This is a genomic window from Pedobacter ginsenosidimutans (genome assembly GCF_001442625.1).
GTDB lineage: Bacteria > Bacteroidota > Bacteroidia > Sphingobacteriales > Sphingobacteriaceae > Pedobacter > Pedobacter ginsenosidimutans.
The window spans coordinates 444974-462516 of the sequence record NZ_LMZQ01000003.1 but is presented as its reverse complement, the minus strand read 5'-3'; the positions used below and the strand labels follow the sequence as shown (position 1 = coordinate 462516).

Below are 17543 nucleotides of genomic sequence, written 5' to 3'. Positions count from 1 at the left end.
TCCTTTGGGATACTAGTATCTTTTGGATAGTAAAACTACATAAGTTTGCATCAAAAAAATAATATGAAAACAAAAACAATCAAAATTATTTACTGGGTATCAACCGCTTTAGTTTCGTTAATGATGACTTTCTCAGCCTATTCGTATCTTACTAATGAAACCATTAAACAGGCTTTTCATCATCTTGGCTTTCCTGATTATTTCAGGGTAGAATTAGCCATTGCCAAAATTTTAGGCGCTGTTCTATTACTATTACCAATAAAAGGACAATGGAAAGAATGGGCATACGCTGGTTTCGCATTTACATTTGTTTCGGCATTTATTGCACATACGGCTTCAGGCGATCCGATCAATAATCGCGTTGGTCCGGTTGTATTTTTAATCGTGTTATTGCTATCGTATTTTAGTTATCACAAAGCGAAGGTAGAATCTAATTAAATTGAAACGCTCATAAATTTCATCGTTTATGAAACGATTTAGTTTTAAAGAGGTACTATTCTTTTCTTTTTGCGGCAAAAAAGATAATGCATGATGAGCTTTTTAACAAAGTAAATTGAGCCTTGAAGCAAAACTTTACCTTGATTATCAACCTACCTTTGATTCTATAAAATTTAGAAAAATGAAAAAAGTATGGTTTATAACAGGTAGCTCCCGTGGATTGGGACGTGACCTAACAGCACAAGTATTGGTAAAAGGCGATTTAGTTGCGGCAACAGCAAGAAATACAGCAGCTTTAAAAGATCTTGTAGGACAATATCCTGATCAGATTTTTCCGATCACTTTAGACGTTACAGATTACGACCAGGTGTATTTGGCAGTAGAATCGGCTGTAGCCCATTTTGGTAAAATAGATGTTTTGGTTAACAATGCCGGTTTTGGAATTGTTGGTGCTGCCGAAGCTTTTACTGAAGAACAGGTGCGCGATCAGTTGGAAACAAATTTATATGCACCGATCGAAATTACGAGAGCTGTATTGCCATTTATGCGCAAGCAACGTTCGGGTAGAATCCTTCAGATCAGCTCGATAGGCGGGCGGGTAGGTAATGCCGGGATAAGCATTTACCAGGCTGCAAAGTTTGGGTTGAGCGGTTTTAGTGAAGCCCTCGCAAAAGAAGTAGTGGATTTAGGGATTTTTGTAACCTGTGTAGAACCCGGTGGTTTTCGTACCGATTGGGCTGGTGCCTCAATGTCATATGCACCTCACGTTGAAGGGTATGAATCTACCGTAGAAAAGCGCTCAGATTTTTTCCAAAGTGGTAACTTTATACCGATGGGCGACCCGCAAAAAGCAGCGAAAGCCATGTTGGCACTGGTAGAAAATCCTGAACCACCAGTACACCTGGTATTTGGAAGTGAAGCCATTGGAATGCTTAAACATGCTGATGCTGCCAGAACTGCCGAAATGGAGAAATGGATGGATGTAAGTTTATCAACAGATCATGATGAGGCAGAGAATTTTTTGGCAACTGATCTTGGTAAATCTTTTACAAAGAAATAATTGGTTGCATCGTCATTTCTAGCGGAGTGCAGTGCAATCGAGAAATTTATTAAAGATCCATCCATATTTGGCGGTACGTCATTCCCAACCCGATAGCTATCGGGTTGATTGGGAATCTTAATGCCATTACCAAAGCTTATTTGCATTAAGATCCCCGTCTGCACGGGGATGACGATGTCTCGCCATAAATCCATAAATTTGATTAAGATGTCAAATCAAGAGAAACGTCCTAAGATCCTATATTCCTGCTATGCGCAAAAAAGTAGTGAGGGCGAACAGTTTATTCCCAATCATTCTGTGGGGCTGGTTATTGCCGGAACTTCTGAAATTTTTATCGGAGGAGAGAAATTTGTTTTTTCGGATGGCGATTTTCGTTTTTTCAGGCGGAATCAATTGGCCCGTTATACCAAATACCCACCGGCAGGAGGAGAGTTTAAATCGATTAGCATTAACATCGACCAGGATATTCTGCATAGCATCAGCAATGAATATGATCTGCATATGCAAAAGCCAAATCAAGATATTAAAGGTCTGGCGTTAGAAGCCAATGGCCTTTTGAAGAATTATATCGATTCGATATGGCCATATTTAGACGGAAATAATGCGTTTAATCAGGCTTTAATCGATTTAAAAGTTAAAGAAGCGGTAATGATTTTATTGCAGACTAACCCGGTATTAAAAGATGTGCTTTTCGATTTTTCGGAACCTGGAAAAATTGATCTGGAAGCCTACATGAATGCCAATTATAAGTTCAATGTAGATATTAACCGTTTTGCTTATTTAACGGGCAGGAGCTTGGCCACATTTAAAAGGGATTTTGAGAAGATTTTTAACCTTTCTCCCAACCGCTGGCTGCAGAAAAAGCGCTTGGATGATGCCTATTATCTCTTAACCGAAAAAGGCTGGAAATCATCGGATGTGTACCTCGAAGTTGGTTTTAAAGACCTGTCACATTTCTCTTTCGCCTTTAAAAAAGCTTACGGCATGGCGCCATCAAGGATAGGTATTTAATTGATGCTGCTTTCAAAATATAAAAGAGGTTGTATCTAAAGGTGATTTCACTTCAGATGCTGTCATGTTGTCCAAAGGACTCCTACGGAGAGCTTGTCGAAACACCCTTAAGGAGTAATTTCAAAGGTCCTTCGACAGGCTCAGGATGACAAATCTATATTTATGATACAACCTCTTTAAAATTTCAATTTCGTTATTACACCTTTTTTGGAGGAAGATCAAAGGCTATTGCCTCATGCTCAAAATGGCCGTTATGTGCACCATCGCAAAAAGGCTTGTTTTTTGATAAACCACAACGGCAGATCGAAAGTACTTCTCTGCCCTGTAAGCCATAAATATTCCCGTTTCTATCTACAATTTCGAAATCGCCCTCAATTTTAACAGAGCCGTTATTGTTAATGGTAAGTTTTGTTTTAGACATGTATGTGTTAGTTTAGTGCAAAACTAAAGCATTGAAATGGTAATTTCTGAACGGTTTTCTATTTAGAAACATTCTCTTCTTGGTCTAAGCCTCTTTTTTGATGACGTAGGCAATCATGTCTGTCCTGATCTCGAAACCCAATTTATGATAAAGTTTAATGGCCCCTTCATTATCATTTCGAACGTGCAGAAAGGGTATTTCCGAACGGAGCAATATTCGTTTAATCTGTTCTTGTAAAATCTTAAAAGCATAACCTTTGCCTAAGTGATCAGGATGCGTACAAACCGCACTTACTTCACGGTAAGGGCTGGGATAGAATCGGTGTCCGGCCATAGCTGCCAATTTCCCATCAACAAATATGCCTGTGTAATTACTCAGATTGATGGTTTTTGCTAGAAAAGGCCCTGGTTTAGTTAACTCCACAAGATCGATCATTTCTGCAACATGTTCCAGATCAAGGTCTGTTATCCCAGTTGCATCTACTGTTGGCATTTCCTTGCCGCGAAAAATAAATTGAAACATATCGATATGGGTTAGCAACTTCCACTGTGCAGGTATTTCGACAGGTGTTTTTGAGAAAAATACGAAAAGGCTCTCTGTAGGACTGATCTGATAAAGAGTGTTTAGATTCTCCTGCGAATTATCTTTTAAGCCTGCAAATGCGGTGATATCTTCGATATAATATCTTACTTCATCAAGGCCTTTTGCAATATGGCTATGTCCGGATGTTAAGGCATAATAAATTGGATTATCCAATACGTGTTCCATCCGGCAAAGATATTAAATGCTAAATCAGGAGGAGGTAATTTTATCTAAAGGAGTTAAATCTTGCCTCATAATTTCTTAGAAAATTCAGTCTATACTCGAACTAAATCTTTCATAAACAAATAATCATCTTCGGAAAGGCTGAGGTCTTTCGCGATTTTCGAAATTAGACTATATATCTTATTGTCAATTTCTATATCATACTCATACAACTGTGTTATAACTGTGTCGTAACAGAGGCCATATTCATGGTTAATTAAAAAATCATTTGTACTGTCTAGATCACGCTGAGGTAAACCCAGTATTTTAGCCCCCTCAATTAATGCCGCTAATTTCTTTTTCATATACCTACAGTTAATTTTTATGCAGATTAGCTTAAGACACTATTTATTTAAAAAAGTTTCTACCAGATGTGCGGTAATTTCAATTGTTTTGTCGCTTACAGCCGGATTAAGGTTTTCGCCGATCATAGCACCATGTACACCAGGTAAAATAACCAGTTGCGCATTTGCAATCAATCTCGACATTTTAACCACATGTTCTGGCTTGATCACATCTTTATCTGCTACCATTAAAAGCGTATCGGAAGTAATTCCTTTCAGATCATCATCGCTTAGGTCGGTAAAATCGAGCATGCGCTGTTTGTCCTTTTCGAACATCGTCTGCAATGCGTTTTGATCTGAGTTTACGGCTAAAAAAGCTGTTTTCAGTGGCTCCGGCATATGGTCGATGGTTGCATCGCCAAAGCCATTATAAAAGCCATCAATTAAGCCTTCCCGTTGGTAATTGGCCGAAATGACAATGATTTTATTCACCACAGCCGGATGGTGTGCTGCAATATGCAAGGTTGTTGTTCCGCCATTGCTGAATCCTAGAAAATTGGCTTTTGTTATTTTTAGCTGATTTAATAAAGTAGTTACATCCTTTGCATCCTGCTCAAAAGATTCTGCCTGGTCACGGTCGCTGGTACGTCCATGAGCCTGAAGCTCAAGAGCTATAATCCGACCTGATTTTGCCAAAAGCGGAATAAATTTACCGAATGTAGATTGAATGGTAGAACCGCCGCCATGTATCAATACTAGCGGAATTTCTCCATCCCCGTAAATTTCATAATACATGTTAATGCCATTTACCTTTTCATGGCCTGCTTTTTTATATGTTTCCATCGGTCTCGGTTTAAAATTTTGCTATACAAATCTAAATAAGCTATCGGAAAATAAGGTGCCGATAACAGACAAATTTAGGGTGGTTTGAGCCATCCGGAATATTACTTTTTAAGCTTTTTTATCTTTTTGATATAGGCGCCCAGAAATTGATCGATACCTGTTGCTGCATATCCTAATAACCTCGAGTTTTCGCCCAGCTCTGAAGAAACTATCGTTGTTTTTTCTCTAATTTGAGTCATGCAATAAGTGTTTATTGCCTGTTGCATGGGTAATGTGATATATTGTTTGGCCCCGGCGATTTTGCCGCTTAAAATAATCAGTTCAGGATTGAATAACTGGATCAGAACAGCTATTCCTTTGCCCATATGAGTGCCAACATTAGAGAGCAGCTGAATAGCGTATTGATCACCTTTATTTGCTGCCTTAATAATCAGGGCAGGCTCAATTCTTTCCAGTTCTTCGTTCGAGAGGTTAGTAAGCATAGAATTTTTGCCCAATAAAATACCTTCTTTTGCCATTTCCGACAGTGCGTTTCCAGATGCAACGGTTTCGAGGCAGCCGTGTTTTCCGCAGTAACAGAGTGCGCCATTCTCTACAAAAGGCATATGGCCCAGTTCGCCTGAGAAACCGCAGGTGCCTTGCCTCAATTTCCCGTCCATTATAATGCCTAAACCCACACCCCAATCCATCAACAATACGAGTACATTCTTTTTACCCTTAGCCATTCCATGCGTAAATTCTGCCATTGAAGAGCCATTCACATCATTTTGGATCACTACAGGTATGTTTAGCATTTTTTCAAATGCGGCTGTTAAAGGGATATTTTCATCATCGCTTAGGAAATAACTGTAATTTTCTCCCTTTTCTGCATCAATTAAGCCAGGCATACCAACACTACAGCCAATAAACTGCCTATGCTGAATGCCTGCCGATTTTAAAATATCTTCAAGGTGTGTATGTAAAATATTAAAAAAATCAGTCCTGCTTTTTGAAATAGGCACCGAAATGGTTTTAACATCCAGTACAAAATTATAATTGTTGTCAATAATGGCTATTTTGGTATGAAATAATTCAATGTCTATACAGAGAATCAAAATCTTTTTATCCTTTAAACGATAAAGATCGGGTTTTCGCCCCCCAATGGATAAACCATAGCCCTTCTTTTCTATCCAGCCTTCATCAATCAGGCCAAGCAGAAGCTTCAGAATACTCGGCGTACTCATTTCCATAATTTCACATAAAGTAGAAACTGAAGATGGCCCTAAATTAAAAAGGTATTTTATGAGCTTGTGCTTTTGGATCGACTGCTTATCGTTGGTGTCTGACGTTAAGTTATTTAATAGATTAAGATTCATGTTGTTAATTGCACTATTTCGATAAATATAAGTAACTTCTATTAAAAATTTATTAAAGTTTTTTTAATACGTAAAGAAATCAACGATGTTTTGTCTTTATAATAATTTCTTATTAACATTAACCTAGTAATTTTATTCTAACCAGATCGATAAATCCTATGCTCAAGCATTCTAATGCTTTTGGAACCAAACTATCATATAAGTTTTTACAACATCAAGAAACAAATGAAAACTAAAGAAGAACCACACAATGAACAAAACACCAGACGCGATTTTATCAAAAAATCTGCAATTGGCCTGGCAGCATTTACTATTGTGCCGAGGTATGTATTGGGCGGACAAGGATATCTTGCCCCAAGCGATAAATTAACCAAAGCCGTAATAGGTGTTGGCGGGATGGGTAGAGGCCATTTTGGCTACGAAGGTACCCAGGTAGTGGCCATATGTGATGTTGATCAGAACCACCTTAAACAAGCAGCATCAATGTTAGATAAAGGTGTAAAAACATTTAGTGATTATAGAGAACTGATACAATTACCTGAAGTAGATATTGTACATATTGCTACCCCTCCACACTGGCATGGTATCATGGCTGTAGATGCCGCAAATGCAGGTAAAGATATTTGGTGCGAAAAACCAATGACCCATACCATAGGCGAAGGCAAAAGGGTGGTAGAAGCAGTAAAACAGCATGGTAGAATGTTTAGGTTAAATACCTGGTTTAGATTTAAAGATACTTTTTACGGAATGGGCACTACTGTAAAACCGATCAAAAAATTGGTAGATAGTGGTATGCTGGGCTGGCCATTAAAAGTAACCGTAAGTAAACATACCGGCTACGACTGGAAATTTTATTGGGTGGGCAAAGATCATTTAGAACCTCAGCCCGTACCGCCAGAATTAGATTATAATGCATGGTTAGGCCCTGCACCATATAAGCCTTACAATGCACACCGTGTTCACCAAACTTTTAGAGGTTATTGGGATTATGATGGTGGTGGATTAAGTGATATGGGGCAACATTATATCGACCCGATTCAATACTTTTTAGGTAAGGATGATACCAACCCAATTTCTGTAGAGGTTGATGCACCACAACAACATACCGATGCAGTAGGCATTTGGCGCCGGATTACTTATACTTACGCCGATGGCTGCCAGATTATTTTAGATGGTGAAGGTAAAGATACCAATGTACCTTATATAGAAGGGCCAAAAGGTAAATTGTATCCGGGTTTTAAATCTGATATTCCTGATCTGGAACGTAAACTGGCACAATTCCCTGATCCTGATCCTGAGATTGTAGAATTTTCAGAATCGGTAAGAACAAGGAAAAAATTCGCTTTAAATGAAGAGAACGGACACCGTTCATGCAACATTGTAAATATTGGTTTGGCTGCCTTAAGATTGGGAAGATCGTTAAAGTTCGACCCGGTTAAGCAAGAATTCGTAGATGATGAGGCTGCTAACAGATTGATTAATCCGGTAATGCGTGCACCATTTTCTATATAAAACATTCCAAAAATACAAACCATCATGAACAAAAAAATATTATTGGTGCTGTTGACCATTGTAATGCTTACAAATGCATTATTTATGGTAAGGGCCCTGGCTCAAGATAAAAAAGACGAGAGAACAACCACCACACGTATTGCAGATTTATTGGCGCAGCTACCTGCTAGAAACGCTGCGCAACTGGAACGTAACATGAAAGAAGTGGCCGATTTAGGTGAAGAAGGTTACGTAGCCTTAATTAGTGGTTTAACCGCTTCTGAAAAAGGAAATAACGCCCTTATTGAGTATGCAGTAGGTGGTTTTACTGCTTATGCTACCAAAACCGGTCAACAGAACTTAAGAAGTATGGCCATCAGTGCCTATTGCAAAGCATTGGCTAAATTATCTGATAAACAGAATAAAGCATTTATCATCAGTCAGTTCGATTTAGTAGGGAATGATGCTGCGGTAGCCTGTTTAACAGATTACCTTGCTGACGAACAATTGGCTGATGAAGCATCGAGAGCACTGGCCAAAATTGGTACTTCCTCTGCTACAAATGCATTGGTTAGTGGTTTGAGTAAAGCAAATGGCAAAGCAAAAATTGCCATTGTTGAAGCATTGGGCCATACTGATGCTAAAACAGCAGCAACAGCTATTGCGCCATTGGCTACCGGAACGGATAAAGCATTGACCAAAGTAAGTTTGTATGCCCTGGCGAATATAGGCGATGCATCTGCTAAAGAAATTTTGGTAAAAGCTGCTGAACAGGCAGGTTATAAATACGACGAAACCAATGCGGTTGCAGCTTTATTGGTTTATGCCCAGAAAAACATAGCAACAGATAAAACCGGAGTAGAAACGATAGCCAAAACAATATTAGAAAAAGCAACGGCTGATGATCAGGTAAATGAACGTATTGCAGCCTTAAAATTACTTTCGGCAATACAAACCGATCAACAGGCCTTGTTAGCTGCCATGACCGATAAACAGTTCGAATTTCGTGCAGCCGCGGTTAAATTCGCTGCTGATGGCGTAAATGAAAACAACAGTGCAGCCTGGGTAAGCCAGTTAAAAAAGGTTGATGCCCCAACTCAGGTTTCTATTTTAGACATGCTGGGCAATAGTAAAGCAAAATCTGCACTACCGGCCGTACTCAAACTAATTAAAAGCGACGATGAGCAGGTAAAACTGGCTGCAATTAACACCGCTGTAAAACTTGGACAGGAAGAGATTATAGACGATCTGTTGAAGTTAATGGGCAAAGGAGATACAGCAGATATTGCGGGTATTTCTAATGGTATTTTAAGAATAAAAGGTGAAAATGTAGCCACTAAAGTTGGTGCTTATCTTCCAAAAGCCAAACCAGAAGTACAGGTTGCGTTAATTAATATTTTAGCTGCCCGCGCAGCAACAAGCCAAACAGAAGTTATTTATGCTGCATTAAACAGTAAAAAACCTGAAGTACGAAAAGCAGCATACCTTTCATTGCAACATATTGCCGTAGCAGAAAATAAAGCACAATTATTTGATCTTTTAAATAAAACCACCGATGCCGGCGAACTTACAGCTGTACAGGATGCCATTATTGCTTCGGTAAAAGGATCAACAGATAAAGCGGCACAAACCAATGCCATTCTTCAGCAAATGAGCAATACCCCGGCTGATAAGAAATTGTTGTTTTATAAGGTGCTGGGCAGTTTAGGTGGCCAGCAATCGTTAAAATCGGTGTCAGAAGCGTATGCCACAGGTGATGATGCCACCAAAAAAGCCGCAATTGAAGCACTTTCTTCATGGTCGGATGCGGGCTCAACGGATGCACTGATCAGCATTGCGCGTACCACCGCCAATCCAGACTTTTTGAACCAGGCGATTGTGGGTTACTTAACTTTAGTAAGAAATACAAAGTACCCAGCTGAGCAACGCTTACTATTGTTGCGCAATGCGATGGCAGTGGCTAAAACACCAGCACAACAACAGCAGATTCTTAAAGATACCGAACAGGCCAAATGTTTTAATGCGATTGTATTTGCTGGTCAGTATTTAGATAATGCTACTTTACAACAGGCTGCGGCAAACGCGGTGATGAATATTACCATGGCTGGAACGTACAATGGCGACATTGTAAAAGGCTTGTTAAATAAAACCATTGCCGTAATAACTGGAGGCGATGCCGGTTATCAGAAAGAAGGTATGCGGAAGTATATTTCTGAGATGAAAGCTGGTGAAGGTTTTGTTCAGGTTTTTAACGGCAAAGATTTATCTGGTTGGAAAGGGCTTGTGGCCGATCCGATCAAAAGATCAAAAATGGATGAAAAAACCTTAACTGAAGCGCAAACAAAAGCTGATGCCGAAGCAAAGGAAAGCTGGAAAGTAATCAACGGCGAACTACAGTTTCAAAGTCATGGCAATAACCTTGCTACTGTTAAAAAATATGGCGATTTTGAAATGCTGGTAGATTGGAAAATCATCGACGATAAAAAAGGAGAAGGCGACGCGGGTATTTACCTGCGCGGTACGCCACAGGTGCAGATCTGGGATCTTGCCCGCACAAAAGTTGGTGCTCAGGTAGGTTCTGGTGGTTTGTATAATAATCAGACTAACGAAAGTAAGCCGCTTAAAGTAGCCGATAACAAGTTAGATGAGTGGAATACATTCAGAATCTTAATGAAAGGCGACCGTGTTACCGTTTATCTGAACGGACAGTTGGTAACCGATAATGTGATTTTGGAAAATTATTGGAACAGAAGTTTGCCGATCTTTGCAGAAGAGCAGATCGAATTGCAGGCACATGGATCGCCGGTAGCCTACCGCGATATCTACATCAAAGAAATTCCTCGCCCAAAACCTTTTGAGCTAAGTGCACAAGAGAAAAAAGAAGGTTACAAAGTATTGTTCGATGGAACCAATATGCATAGCTGGACAGGTAATACTACCGATTATATTATCGAAGATGGAAACATCGCGATCCGGCCAAAACCAGGTAAAGGGTCAGGCGGTAACTTATTCACCAAAGAAGAATTCAGCGATTTTGTTTACCGTTTCGAATTTCAGTTAACCCCAGGCGCAAACAATGGTTTAGGAATCAGGGCTCCTTTAGAAGGTGATGCCGCTTATGCGGGTATGGAATTACAGATACTGGATAACGACGCGCCAATTTATAAAGACCTGAAAGTGTACCAGTACCATGGTTCGGTTTATGGTACTATCCCGGCCAAAAGAGGGTTTTTAAAGCCTACCGGAGAGTGGAACTATGAAGAAGTAATTGCCAATGGATCGAAGATCAAAGTAATTTTAAACGGCACCGTAATTTTAGATGGCGATATCGAACCATTTAAGAAAAACGGTACACCAGATCATAAAGAACACCCGGGTTTATTACGTGAAAGTGGACATATCGGTTTCTTAGGTCATGGTTCTCCTGTTCAGTTCCGCAACATCAGGATTAAAGATCTGAGCAAGAAAGCGCCAGCTCAAAAAGAAACTGACACAAAAGCCACAGGTAAAAAGAAATAAGTTAAATTTAGCATTATAACAGATTAATAATGATAGAAGATAAGGCAAATTCGAAAACTGAAAATTCGAGAAGAAACTTTATTAAAACAACAGCGCTTGCTGCCGCTGGATTTATGATTGTACCCCGCCATGTGTTGGGTGGGCCAGGATTTCTGGCGCCAAGCGATCGTTTGCAATTGGCCGGAATAGGTGCAGGTGGAAAAGGAGAGGGTGATATTGCCAGTATTGTTAGGGGAGGAAAAACAGATGTTGCCTTTTTATGCGATGTAGATGATAGAAGAGCGGCAAATTCTTTAAAAAATTTCCCAAAGGCAAAATATTACAAAGATTATCGTGAGTTATTGGATAAAGAAGGCAAAAACATTGATGCGGTAACGGTATCTACACCCGATCATACCCACGCGCAAATTGCCATGGCAGCCATGCAATTGGGCAAACATGTATATGTGCAAAAACCTTTAACGCACGATATTTACGAAGCCAGGATGTTAACCGAAGCAGCAAACCGCTATAAAGTGGTTACGCAGATGGGTAATCAAGGTGCTTCGGGCGATGGTGTAAGAAGACTTCAGGAATGGTACGATGCAGGCAGGATAGGTAAAGTTCATACGGTTTACTGTTGGACTAACAGACCAGTTTGGCCACAAGGAATTTCGTGGCCAAGCGGAAAAGCCGAAATACCGAAAGAACTCGATTGGGATTTGTGGTTAGGCAGTGCTCCATACAAAGAATATGTAAATAAACTGGTTCCCTTTAACTGGAGGGGATGGTGGGATTATGGTACTGGTGCCATTGGCGATATGGGCTGCCACTTGGTAGAACCTCCTTTTAGAGTGTTAGGTCTTGATACTCCAATAAGCGTAGAATGCAGCGTAGGCAGTGTATATGTTGATGAATTTAAGCGTGCTTATTTACCTGAAAGCTGTCCGCCATCAAGCCATGTAATTTTGACTTTCGCTAAAACGCAAAAAACCAAACACGAGGTTCAGGTGCATTGGATGGATGGGGGCATTAAGCCGGAACGTCCGGAAGAATTGGGACCTAATGAAAGTTTCGGCGATAATGGCGTGCTTTTTATTGGCACGAAAGGCAAAATGATCTGTGAAACCTATGGCAAAAATCCAAAATTATTGCCACTGTCGCGCAACGAATCAGATAGAACAAAAATCACTATTCCACGTATCGTTAATCAGGAAGAAGGTCATTATACGCAGTTTGCCGAAGCCGCCATTGCCGGTTATGGAAAAATGGAACTGAGTTCGCCATTTGAAATTGCCGGGCCACTTACCGAAACTTTATTGATTGCCAATCTGGCCATTAGGGGAACAGATGTACAACGCAGAGATGCAGCAGGTAAAATCAGTTATCCGGGCAGAGATATCAAAATGCTTTGGGACAAAGTAAACATGAAGGTGACCAATTTTGATGAAGTAAACCAATTTGTGAAACGCGAATACCGCAAAGGCTGGACGTTGGGCGTTTAATATTTATTGTTTAGGTGAAAAGCGGTTATTGTGTTGAACAGGTTTTTGAAGAGCCTTAATAAGTGCTGTTGCTTTTAACTTTTCAACCTTCAAACCTTTCAACTTTGACAACCATAATTGTATGTCGACAGAAAATAAGAATTTAAAAGTATTAGTGGTAGGTTGTGGCAATATGGGTGCTTCCCATGCCACAGCTTATCACACCTTACCCGGTTTTGAAATATGCGGATTGGTTTCTACGGGTAAAAGCAAAGAAAAACTTAATGAAAAATTAGGTGGACAATATGATTTGTATACTGATTTTTATGAGGCACTCGAAATAACCAAACCAGATGCCGTTTGCATTTCTACTTATCCCGATACACACGAAGCTTATGCCATAAAATCTTTCGAAAATGGTTGCCATGTGTTTATCGAAAAACCATTGGCCGATAGCGTAGAAGGCGCAATAAAGGTAGCCGAAGCCGCAAAAAAAGCCAATAAAAAGTTATTGGTGGGTTATATCCTCCGCTATCATCCTTCATGGGAAAAATTTACAGTGCTGGCCCAGGAAATGGGAAAACCTTTGGTGATGCGCATGAACCTGAACCAACAGAGCCATGGACCTAAATGGACAGTGCACCGTAACCTGATGAAAAGTTTAAGCCCTATTGTAGATTGCGCTGTGCATTATATTGATATTATGTGCCAAATGACCCGATCTAAGCCTGTACAGGTGAGTGCCATTGGCGCCAGGCTTACTGATGATATCCCCGAATGGAATTATAATTACGGACAATTGCAGATCCGTTTCGAAGATGGTTCTATCGGTTGGTACGAAGCTGGATGGGGTCCGATGGTGAGCGATAATGCTTTTTTTATTAAAGATGTTTTTGGCCCAAGGGGATCAGTATCTATCACGGCCAAAAAAGCAGGTGCAGCCGGAAACTCTGATAACATTGATGCGCATACCAAAACCGAATCGATTAAAATACATCATGCCGATTTAGACGCCAATGATGAATTCAGCAAAGCCGATGAGTGGGTAGACCTTACTGATGAGCCCGATCATCAAGGATTGTGCAACCGTGAGCAACGTTATTTCTTAAAAGCCATTACAGAAGATATCGATTTAACCGATGCCACTGAAGATGCTGTAAATAGCTTAAGGATTGCTTTTGCCTGCGATAAATCGGTAAAAACTGGTGAAATGATCCGCCTGGAATAAAATTCTTGCACTATTTCTACTTCTGCGATCGTCCTGCTGAACTTGTTTCAGCATCTTTCCTGCTATTAAAAGACCACGAATCTGAAAAAAATATCATTTGGGCACAAATGATATTTTTTTTCGTCATTTCGACTGGAACGCAGTGAAATACCTGTCCTTTCGGCCTATCGTGTGTCCGCATTTTTTGGAGTTTTGCTAGCCTACTTAATAGACCGTAGGTTTTACCCAAGAACGACTATCAATCCCAAGGGCCGGGGAATCAAAAAAACAGGAGCAGAATAGTAAAAATGCACTAACAAACCTTAGCGCCATGGGGTTGTGTATTCATAATCGTTTAGTTGTTGGGATACAGGTGCATACAAAGATAACCACGCAACGATTTGGAGATGGAGAGAAGAAATCCAGAATGATTTTGCAGCAAGAATGGCTTGGTGCAATACGGATTATAAAGCCGTCAATCACCCACCGATTGTAAAGCTCAATACGCCTGAACAGCTCACGGTAATCCAGCGAGACATTTAGTCTTGACGGCAGTGAATCCCATGACCCTGATGGAGATGCGCTGAGTTTTCAGTGGTTTCATAATTAGCGAACAAAACAATTTTATTCCTTCTAAAATACCTACTATTGGGTATGCGAAATCCAAATTAAAGTATTTATCTTTAATAAGACGTCACAAGTCTATCAGATACTACGTTCTTAACCCTCACAAATTCTCGAAATGAAAATTCTAATTTATCTCTCTCTGATTTTTTTGACTATTCCTGCGTTTAGTCAAAAAAACTCTCCTGTAGTTGGCAATGCCGCGCTTCTGGTTGACTTACTTAAAAAAAATTACAACGCGTTAGATCCGGAAACCAAACAGGAAGAAATTGTTAGAGATAGAAGTTTAGTTATTTCTATATTTAAATCTTATCTCACGGATGATCAAAGAAGTAGTTTTATTCACAAAATTTCTTCGGACGAATATTCTACGAGCACGAAGAATGTAGTAAAGATTAAAGATACCCTCAATGGCGAAAAGAAACAGTTAGCATCGTTTGTTGCTGCTACCTCAATAACCATAGAAAAAAATGGTATTAAAGAGCCTGTCTTTCCAATTGTAACAACATCTCTCTCTATTGAAAAGCATCAAAAAAAATATTATAAATTAAAAGACTCAATTGATTGTGCAGAATTATGGGCCCTTTGCGACATCTATCAAACTCCGAATGTTTTCTTGAGTGATAACATAGCTTTATTTATAACAAAATATAATAATGCGGTAAACGGTGCCCCTGATGTTTACGCAGTAAGCAATTACAATTCATCCTTACAAAAAAGCATTCCTTTTCTTGGTGGGAGCATGGGCTTTGAAACCTATATTGACGGGCTGGCCCGTTTCTTGGCTGAGCGGATTAAAGATGAATTAACGGTGTACGCAATGGAAAATATTAAAACCTGGATGGAAAACCCCAGTGCGAATGACCCGCTTGCCGAATTCAAAGTGATTTTACCAAGAACAACTGCTTTTATTAAAAATTTTAGTGCCGACCGTTTAACCAGTTTTCCTAACGAAATTAAGCAATATATAGAAGATGATCTGAATCATATCCTGGCCAATGCTGTAAACCTTAAATATACACCGAGAACTGCCAGGCTAATAAATGATTACCCAAATTTAGAATTTGCTTTCGATGCGTTAAAAATCATTCCTGAACTATCTAACATTAAATATCCAATAGACTATTTCAAACTATTGGAAAGCAGCGAAACCTTGAAAAAATGGAAAAAAGAAGAGCCTTATTGGAAACATAATCTTGTGAATGCTATCGAAATGACAAATATGCTCGCTTATAGCATGATTGTGATTGAAAATGATGAACCGAAGTTTGCGGGTAGTAGTTTCCTCGAAAGTTATGCCAGTGAAACCAGCTTTTATCAGTTGTATACTGGTTTTTTATATCAGCAAGACCTCAAGTATTACAATATTTCCTTTAAAAAAGACAAAGATGCTACAAGTTACTATCTGTCTGAATGCATGCAGAACATCGTAAACAAGGTAGTTACAGCTCAAAACTATAAGGAGCAAATTCAATCCATGTTATCCGAAATTGCCACAAGGGGAGATAAAGTATATACCACAGCCCTGGAAATTAGGCAAGCAAAAAAAATGGGTAAAAAAATCGGAGCAGATACGGTTTTCCATTTTGTAAACAGCATTATCAGCCTATCCGATCAGGTACTAACATCAGGTTCTGATTTTGCAAAAAGCCTGATGGCTCAAAATTCTGGTCTTGCTGGCAGTATAATGTTGTCTCTTAAAGATGCAAAAACATACCTGATTATGGCCAGCTCGGCAAATGACATTATTTACAATCTTCAGAAAAAACAATATGCTACGGCATTAACGAAATCGTTGCAAATGACTGCTGAAATTGCACCTTCAACTCAGCTATCTACCATTCCCTTAACACTCACCCGTTTAGCCTCTATTAAGCCCAACGAAAATATCAAAAGCTGGCATATTTTGTTTAAAACCCTAAGCATGGATAAAAATGGAGATGTTAAATCTAAAATTGGAAAATCTGCGACTCACCTCGCTGCAGAAGTAAGTGATATGAGATATTTTTATCTGGCAAATTACAAAAACAAAGTAAATGCTAATTTAAACAACAAACTTGAAGCATTAAGAAACTTGCTTTTAAACGCTCAAACCATCGATCAGAAAACACTTAATGTCATTAATGATGAAGATTTTAAGAAGCTGCTGATCTCTTATTACTCAAATACAGCAATTGATTTGGCTGCGGAAGAGCTGAGCAAAGAAATTGTGAGGTATGAAATCAATGGTAACATCATCTTTAAAGACTTTGATACGGCTCGTTTTAGAACGCTAATTTCAAAGTATACAATTCAGATTTACACCAATTACGTAGCGGATGGAAACCAGGAGGAGAAAGATAAAACACTACTTGATCTAAAAGGAGAGTTACATATACTCATAGCCGATTTAGTGCAGAAATTACCACAAAGAACAGATGTAACCATTAATCCAAAAGTGATTTCGATGATTAATTTCGTTAATGGTATGGCAACTGCCGAGGATGCGGTAGGGGTTGAAAAGGCAATAAAAGCCTTCGCTCTGCCTACAGGGAGCTATTCCATCAAACGTAAATCTCAATTTAATCTTTCTTTAAATAGTTATCCGGGCATATTGCCTGCGCTTGAGGTAACCTGGAAAAATAAAGTTGCTTATGGCGCTCCTTCTCTTGGGTTTACTGCACCAGTAGGATTGAGTTTTACCTGGGGATACAAGGAAAAGGAAAGTTCAAACGGATTTTTTATACCAATAATTGATATAGGCGCATTAACAAGGTTAAGACTCGACGATAAAAGTACCACCAAATCATTGCCCGATTTCAAGTTCAATAATATCTTTTCTCCAGGGATCTATTTTGTTCACGGATTCAGAAAAAGTCCGCTAACGCTTTACATAGGTGGGCAGTATGGCCCTGATATGAAAGAGGTAACTGCCGATAGCCAGAATATTGAGGTGACAAAAAACTATGAATCGGTAAGGATGGGAATAGGGCTGGTATTGGATATTCCACTACTCAACTTCCACACCAAATCAAGATTGTAAG

The 17543-nt window shown here is 39.4% G+C and carries 13 protein-coding genes and 1 pseudogene; 9 read left to right on the top strand and 5 right to left on the bottom strand.

From position 1 onward, the window contains the following. The first annotated feature begins 63 nt into the window (after positions 1-63). The 3 genes from ASU31_RS06075 (at position 64) to ASU31_RS06065 (ending at position 2509) form a co-directional block, all read left to right on the top strand. On the top strand, positions 64-438 hold the full coding sequence (locus tag ASU31_RS06075; RefSeq protein ID WP_057931470.1) for a DoxX family protein: 375 nt from the start codon (positions 64-66) through the stop codon (positions 436-438). A gap of 181 nt (positions 439-619) precedes the next feature. Continuing rightward, positions 620-1498 (top strand): oxidoreductase, encoded by an 879-nt coding sequence (locus ASU31_RS06070; protein WP_057931674.1) that lies wholly within the window; start codon positions 620-622, stop codon positions 1496-1498. Between the two features lie 207 nt (positions 1499-1705). Further along, a complete protein-coding gene (locus ASU31_RS06065) occupies positions 1706-2509 on the top strand; it encodes a helix-turn-helix domain-containing protein (RefSeq protein ID WP_057931469.1) in 804 nt (267 codons plus the stop codon). Positions 2510-2705: 196 nt separating this feature from the next. Here ASU31_RS06065 and ASU31_RS06060 read toward each other — a convergent pair whose 3' ends face one another. From ASU31_RS06060 to ASU31_RS06040, 5 genes are all read right to left on the bottom strand, one after another. Continuing rightward, on the bottom strand, positions 2706-2930 hold the full coding sequence (locus ASU31_RS06060) for a CDGSH iron-sulfur domain-containing protein (RefSeq protein ID WP_057931468.1): 225 nt from the start codon (positions 2928-2930) through the stop codon (positions 2706-2708). Positions 2931-3014: 84 nt separating this feature from the next. After that, positions 3015-3698, bottom strand: coding sequence for a GNAT family N-acetyltransferase (locus ASU31_RS06055; RefSeq protein WP_057931467.1), 684 nt, complete (start codon positions 3696-3698; stop codon positions 3015-3017). 89 nt (positions 3699-3787) lie between these two features. After that, positions 3788-4039 carry a MafI family immunity protein gene (locus ASU31_RS06050; RefSeq protein WP_057931466.1) on the bottom strand — a complete coding sequence of 84 codons (252 nt, stop codon included), beginning with the start codon at positions 4037-4039 and terminating at the stop codon, positions 3788-3790. A 39-nt stretch (positions 4040-4078) separates the two neighbouring features. Continuing rightward, positions 4079-4861, bottom strand: coding sequence for an alpha/beta fold hydrolase (locus ASU31_RS06045; RefSeq protein WP_057931465.1), 783 nt, complete (start codon positions 4859-4861; stop codon positions 4079-4081). 101 nt (positions 4862-4962) lie between these two features. Next, a complete protein-coding gene (locus tag ASU31_RS06040; protein ID WP_057931464.1) occupies positions 4963-6216 on the bottom strand; it encodes an ROK family protein in 1254 nt (417 codons plus the stop codon). Positions 6217-6441: 225 nt separating this feature from the next. Between ASU31_RS06040 and ASU31_RS06035 the strand changes: the two genes are divergently transcribed. The 6 genes and pseudogenes from ASU31_RS06035 (at position 6442) to ASU31_RS06015 (ending at position 17542) form a co-directional block, all read left to right on the top strand. Continuing rightward, entirely contained in the window at positions 6442-7728 is a 1287-nt protein-coding gene (locus ASU31_RS06035) for a Gfo/Idh/MocA family oxidoreductase (protein WP_057931463.1), read from the top strand. Positions 7729-7752: 24 nt separating this feature from the next. Beyond that, complete coding sequence (locus ASU31_RS06030) at positions 7753-11226, top strand: DUF1080 domain-containing protein (protein WP_057931462.1); 3474 nt, start codon at positions 7753-7755, stop codon at positions 11224-11226. 29 nt (positions 11227-11255) lie between these two features. Beyond that, positions 11256-12710, top strand: a complete 1455-nt coding sequence (locus ASU31_RS06025) for a Gfo/Idh/MocA family protein (RefSeq protein WP_057931461.1) — start codon at positions 11256-11258, stop codon at positions 12708-12710. Positions 12711-12831: 121 nt separating this feature from the next. Continuing rightward, positions 12832-13917, top strand: a complete 1086-nt coding sequence (locus tag ASU31_RS06020; RefSeq protein WP_057931460.1) for a Gfo/Idh/MocA family protein — start codon at positions 12832-12834, stop codon at positions 13915-13917. Between the two features lie 520 nt (positions 13918-14437). After that, positions 14438-14506 (top strand): annotated as a pseudogene (locus ASU31_RS28100) (hypothetical protein); the annotation flags it as partial. A gap of 132 nt (positions 14507-14638) precedes the next feature. Next, on the top strand, positions 14639-17542 hold the full coding sequence (locus ASU31_RS06015; RefSeq protein ID WP_057931459.1) for a hypothetical protein: 2904 nt from the start codon (positions 14639-14641) through the stop codon (positions 17540-17542). Position 17543: the final 1 nt, after the last annotated feature.

Coding starts and splice junctions, on each gene's coding strand:
- ASU31_RS06075 (WP_057931470.1), top strand. CDS start 64: ATGAAAACAAAAACAATCAAAATTATTTACTGGGTATCAACCGCTTTA.
- ASU31_RS06070 (WP_057931674.1), top strand. CDS start 620: ATGAAAAAAGTATGGTTTATAACAGGTAGCTCCCGTGGATTGGGACGT.
- ASU31_RS06065 (WP_057931469.1), top strand. CDS start 1,706: ATGTCAAATCAAGAGAAACGTCCTAAGATCCTATATTCCTGCTATGCG.
- ASU31_RS06060 (WP_057931468.1), bottom strand. CDS start 2,930: ATGTCTAAAACAAAACTTACCATTAACAATAACGGCTCTGTTAAAATT.
- ASU31_RS06055 (WP_057931467.1), bottom strand. CDS start 3,698: ATGGAACACGTATTGGATAATCCAATTTATTATGCCTTAACATCCGGA.
- ASU31_RS06050 (WP_057931466.1), bottom strand. CDS start 4,039: ATGAAAAAGAAATTAGCGGCATTAATTGAGGGGGCTAAAATACTGGGT.
- ASU31_RS06045 (WP_057931465.1), bottom strand. CDS start 4,861: ATGGAAACATATAAAAAAGCAGGCCATGAAAAGGTAAATGGCATTAAC.
- ASU31_RS06040 (WP_057931464.1), bottom strand. CDS start 6,216: ATGAATCTTAATCTATTAAATAACTTAACGTCAGACACCAACGATAAG.
- ASU31_RS06035 (WP_057931463.1), top strand. CDS start 6,442: ATGAAAACTAAAGAAGAACCACACAATGAACAAAACACCAGACGCGAT.
- ASU31_RS06030 (WP_057931462.1), top strand. CDS start 7,753: ATGAACAAAAAAATATTATTGGTGCTGTTGACCATTGTAATGCTTACA.
- ASU31_RS06025 (WP_057931461.1), top strand. CDS start 11,256: ATGATAGAAGATAAGGCAAATTCGAAAACTGAAAATTCGAGAAGAAAC.
- ASU31_RS06020 (WP_057931460.1), top strand. CDS start 12,832: ATGTCGACAGAAAATAAGAATTTAAAAGTATTAGTGGTAGGTTGTGGC.
- ASU31_RS06015 (WP_057931459.1), top strand. CDS start 14,639: ATGAAAATTCTAATTTATCTCTCTCTGATTTTTTTGACTATTCCTGCG.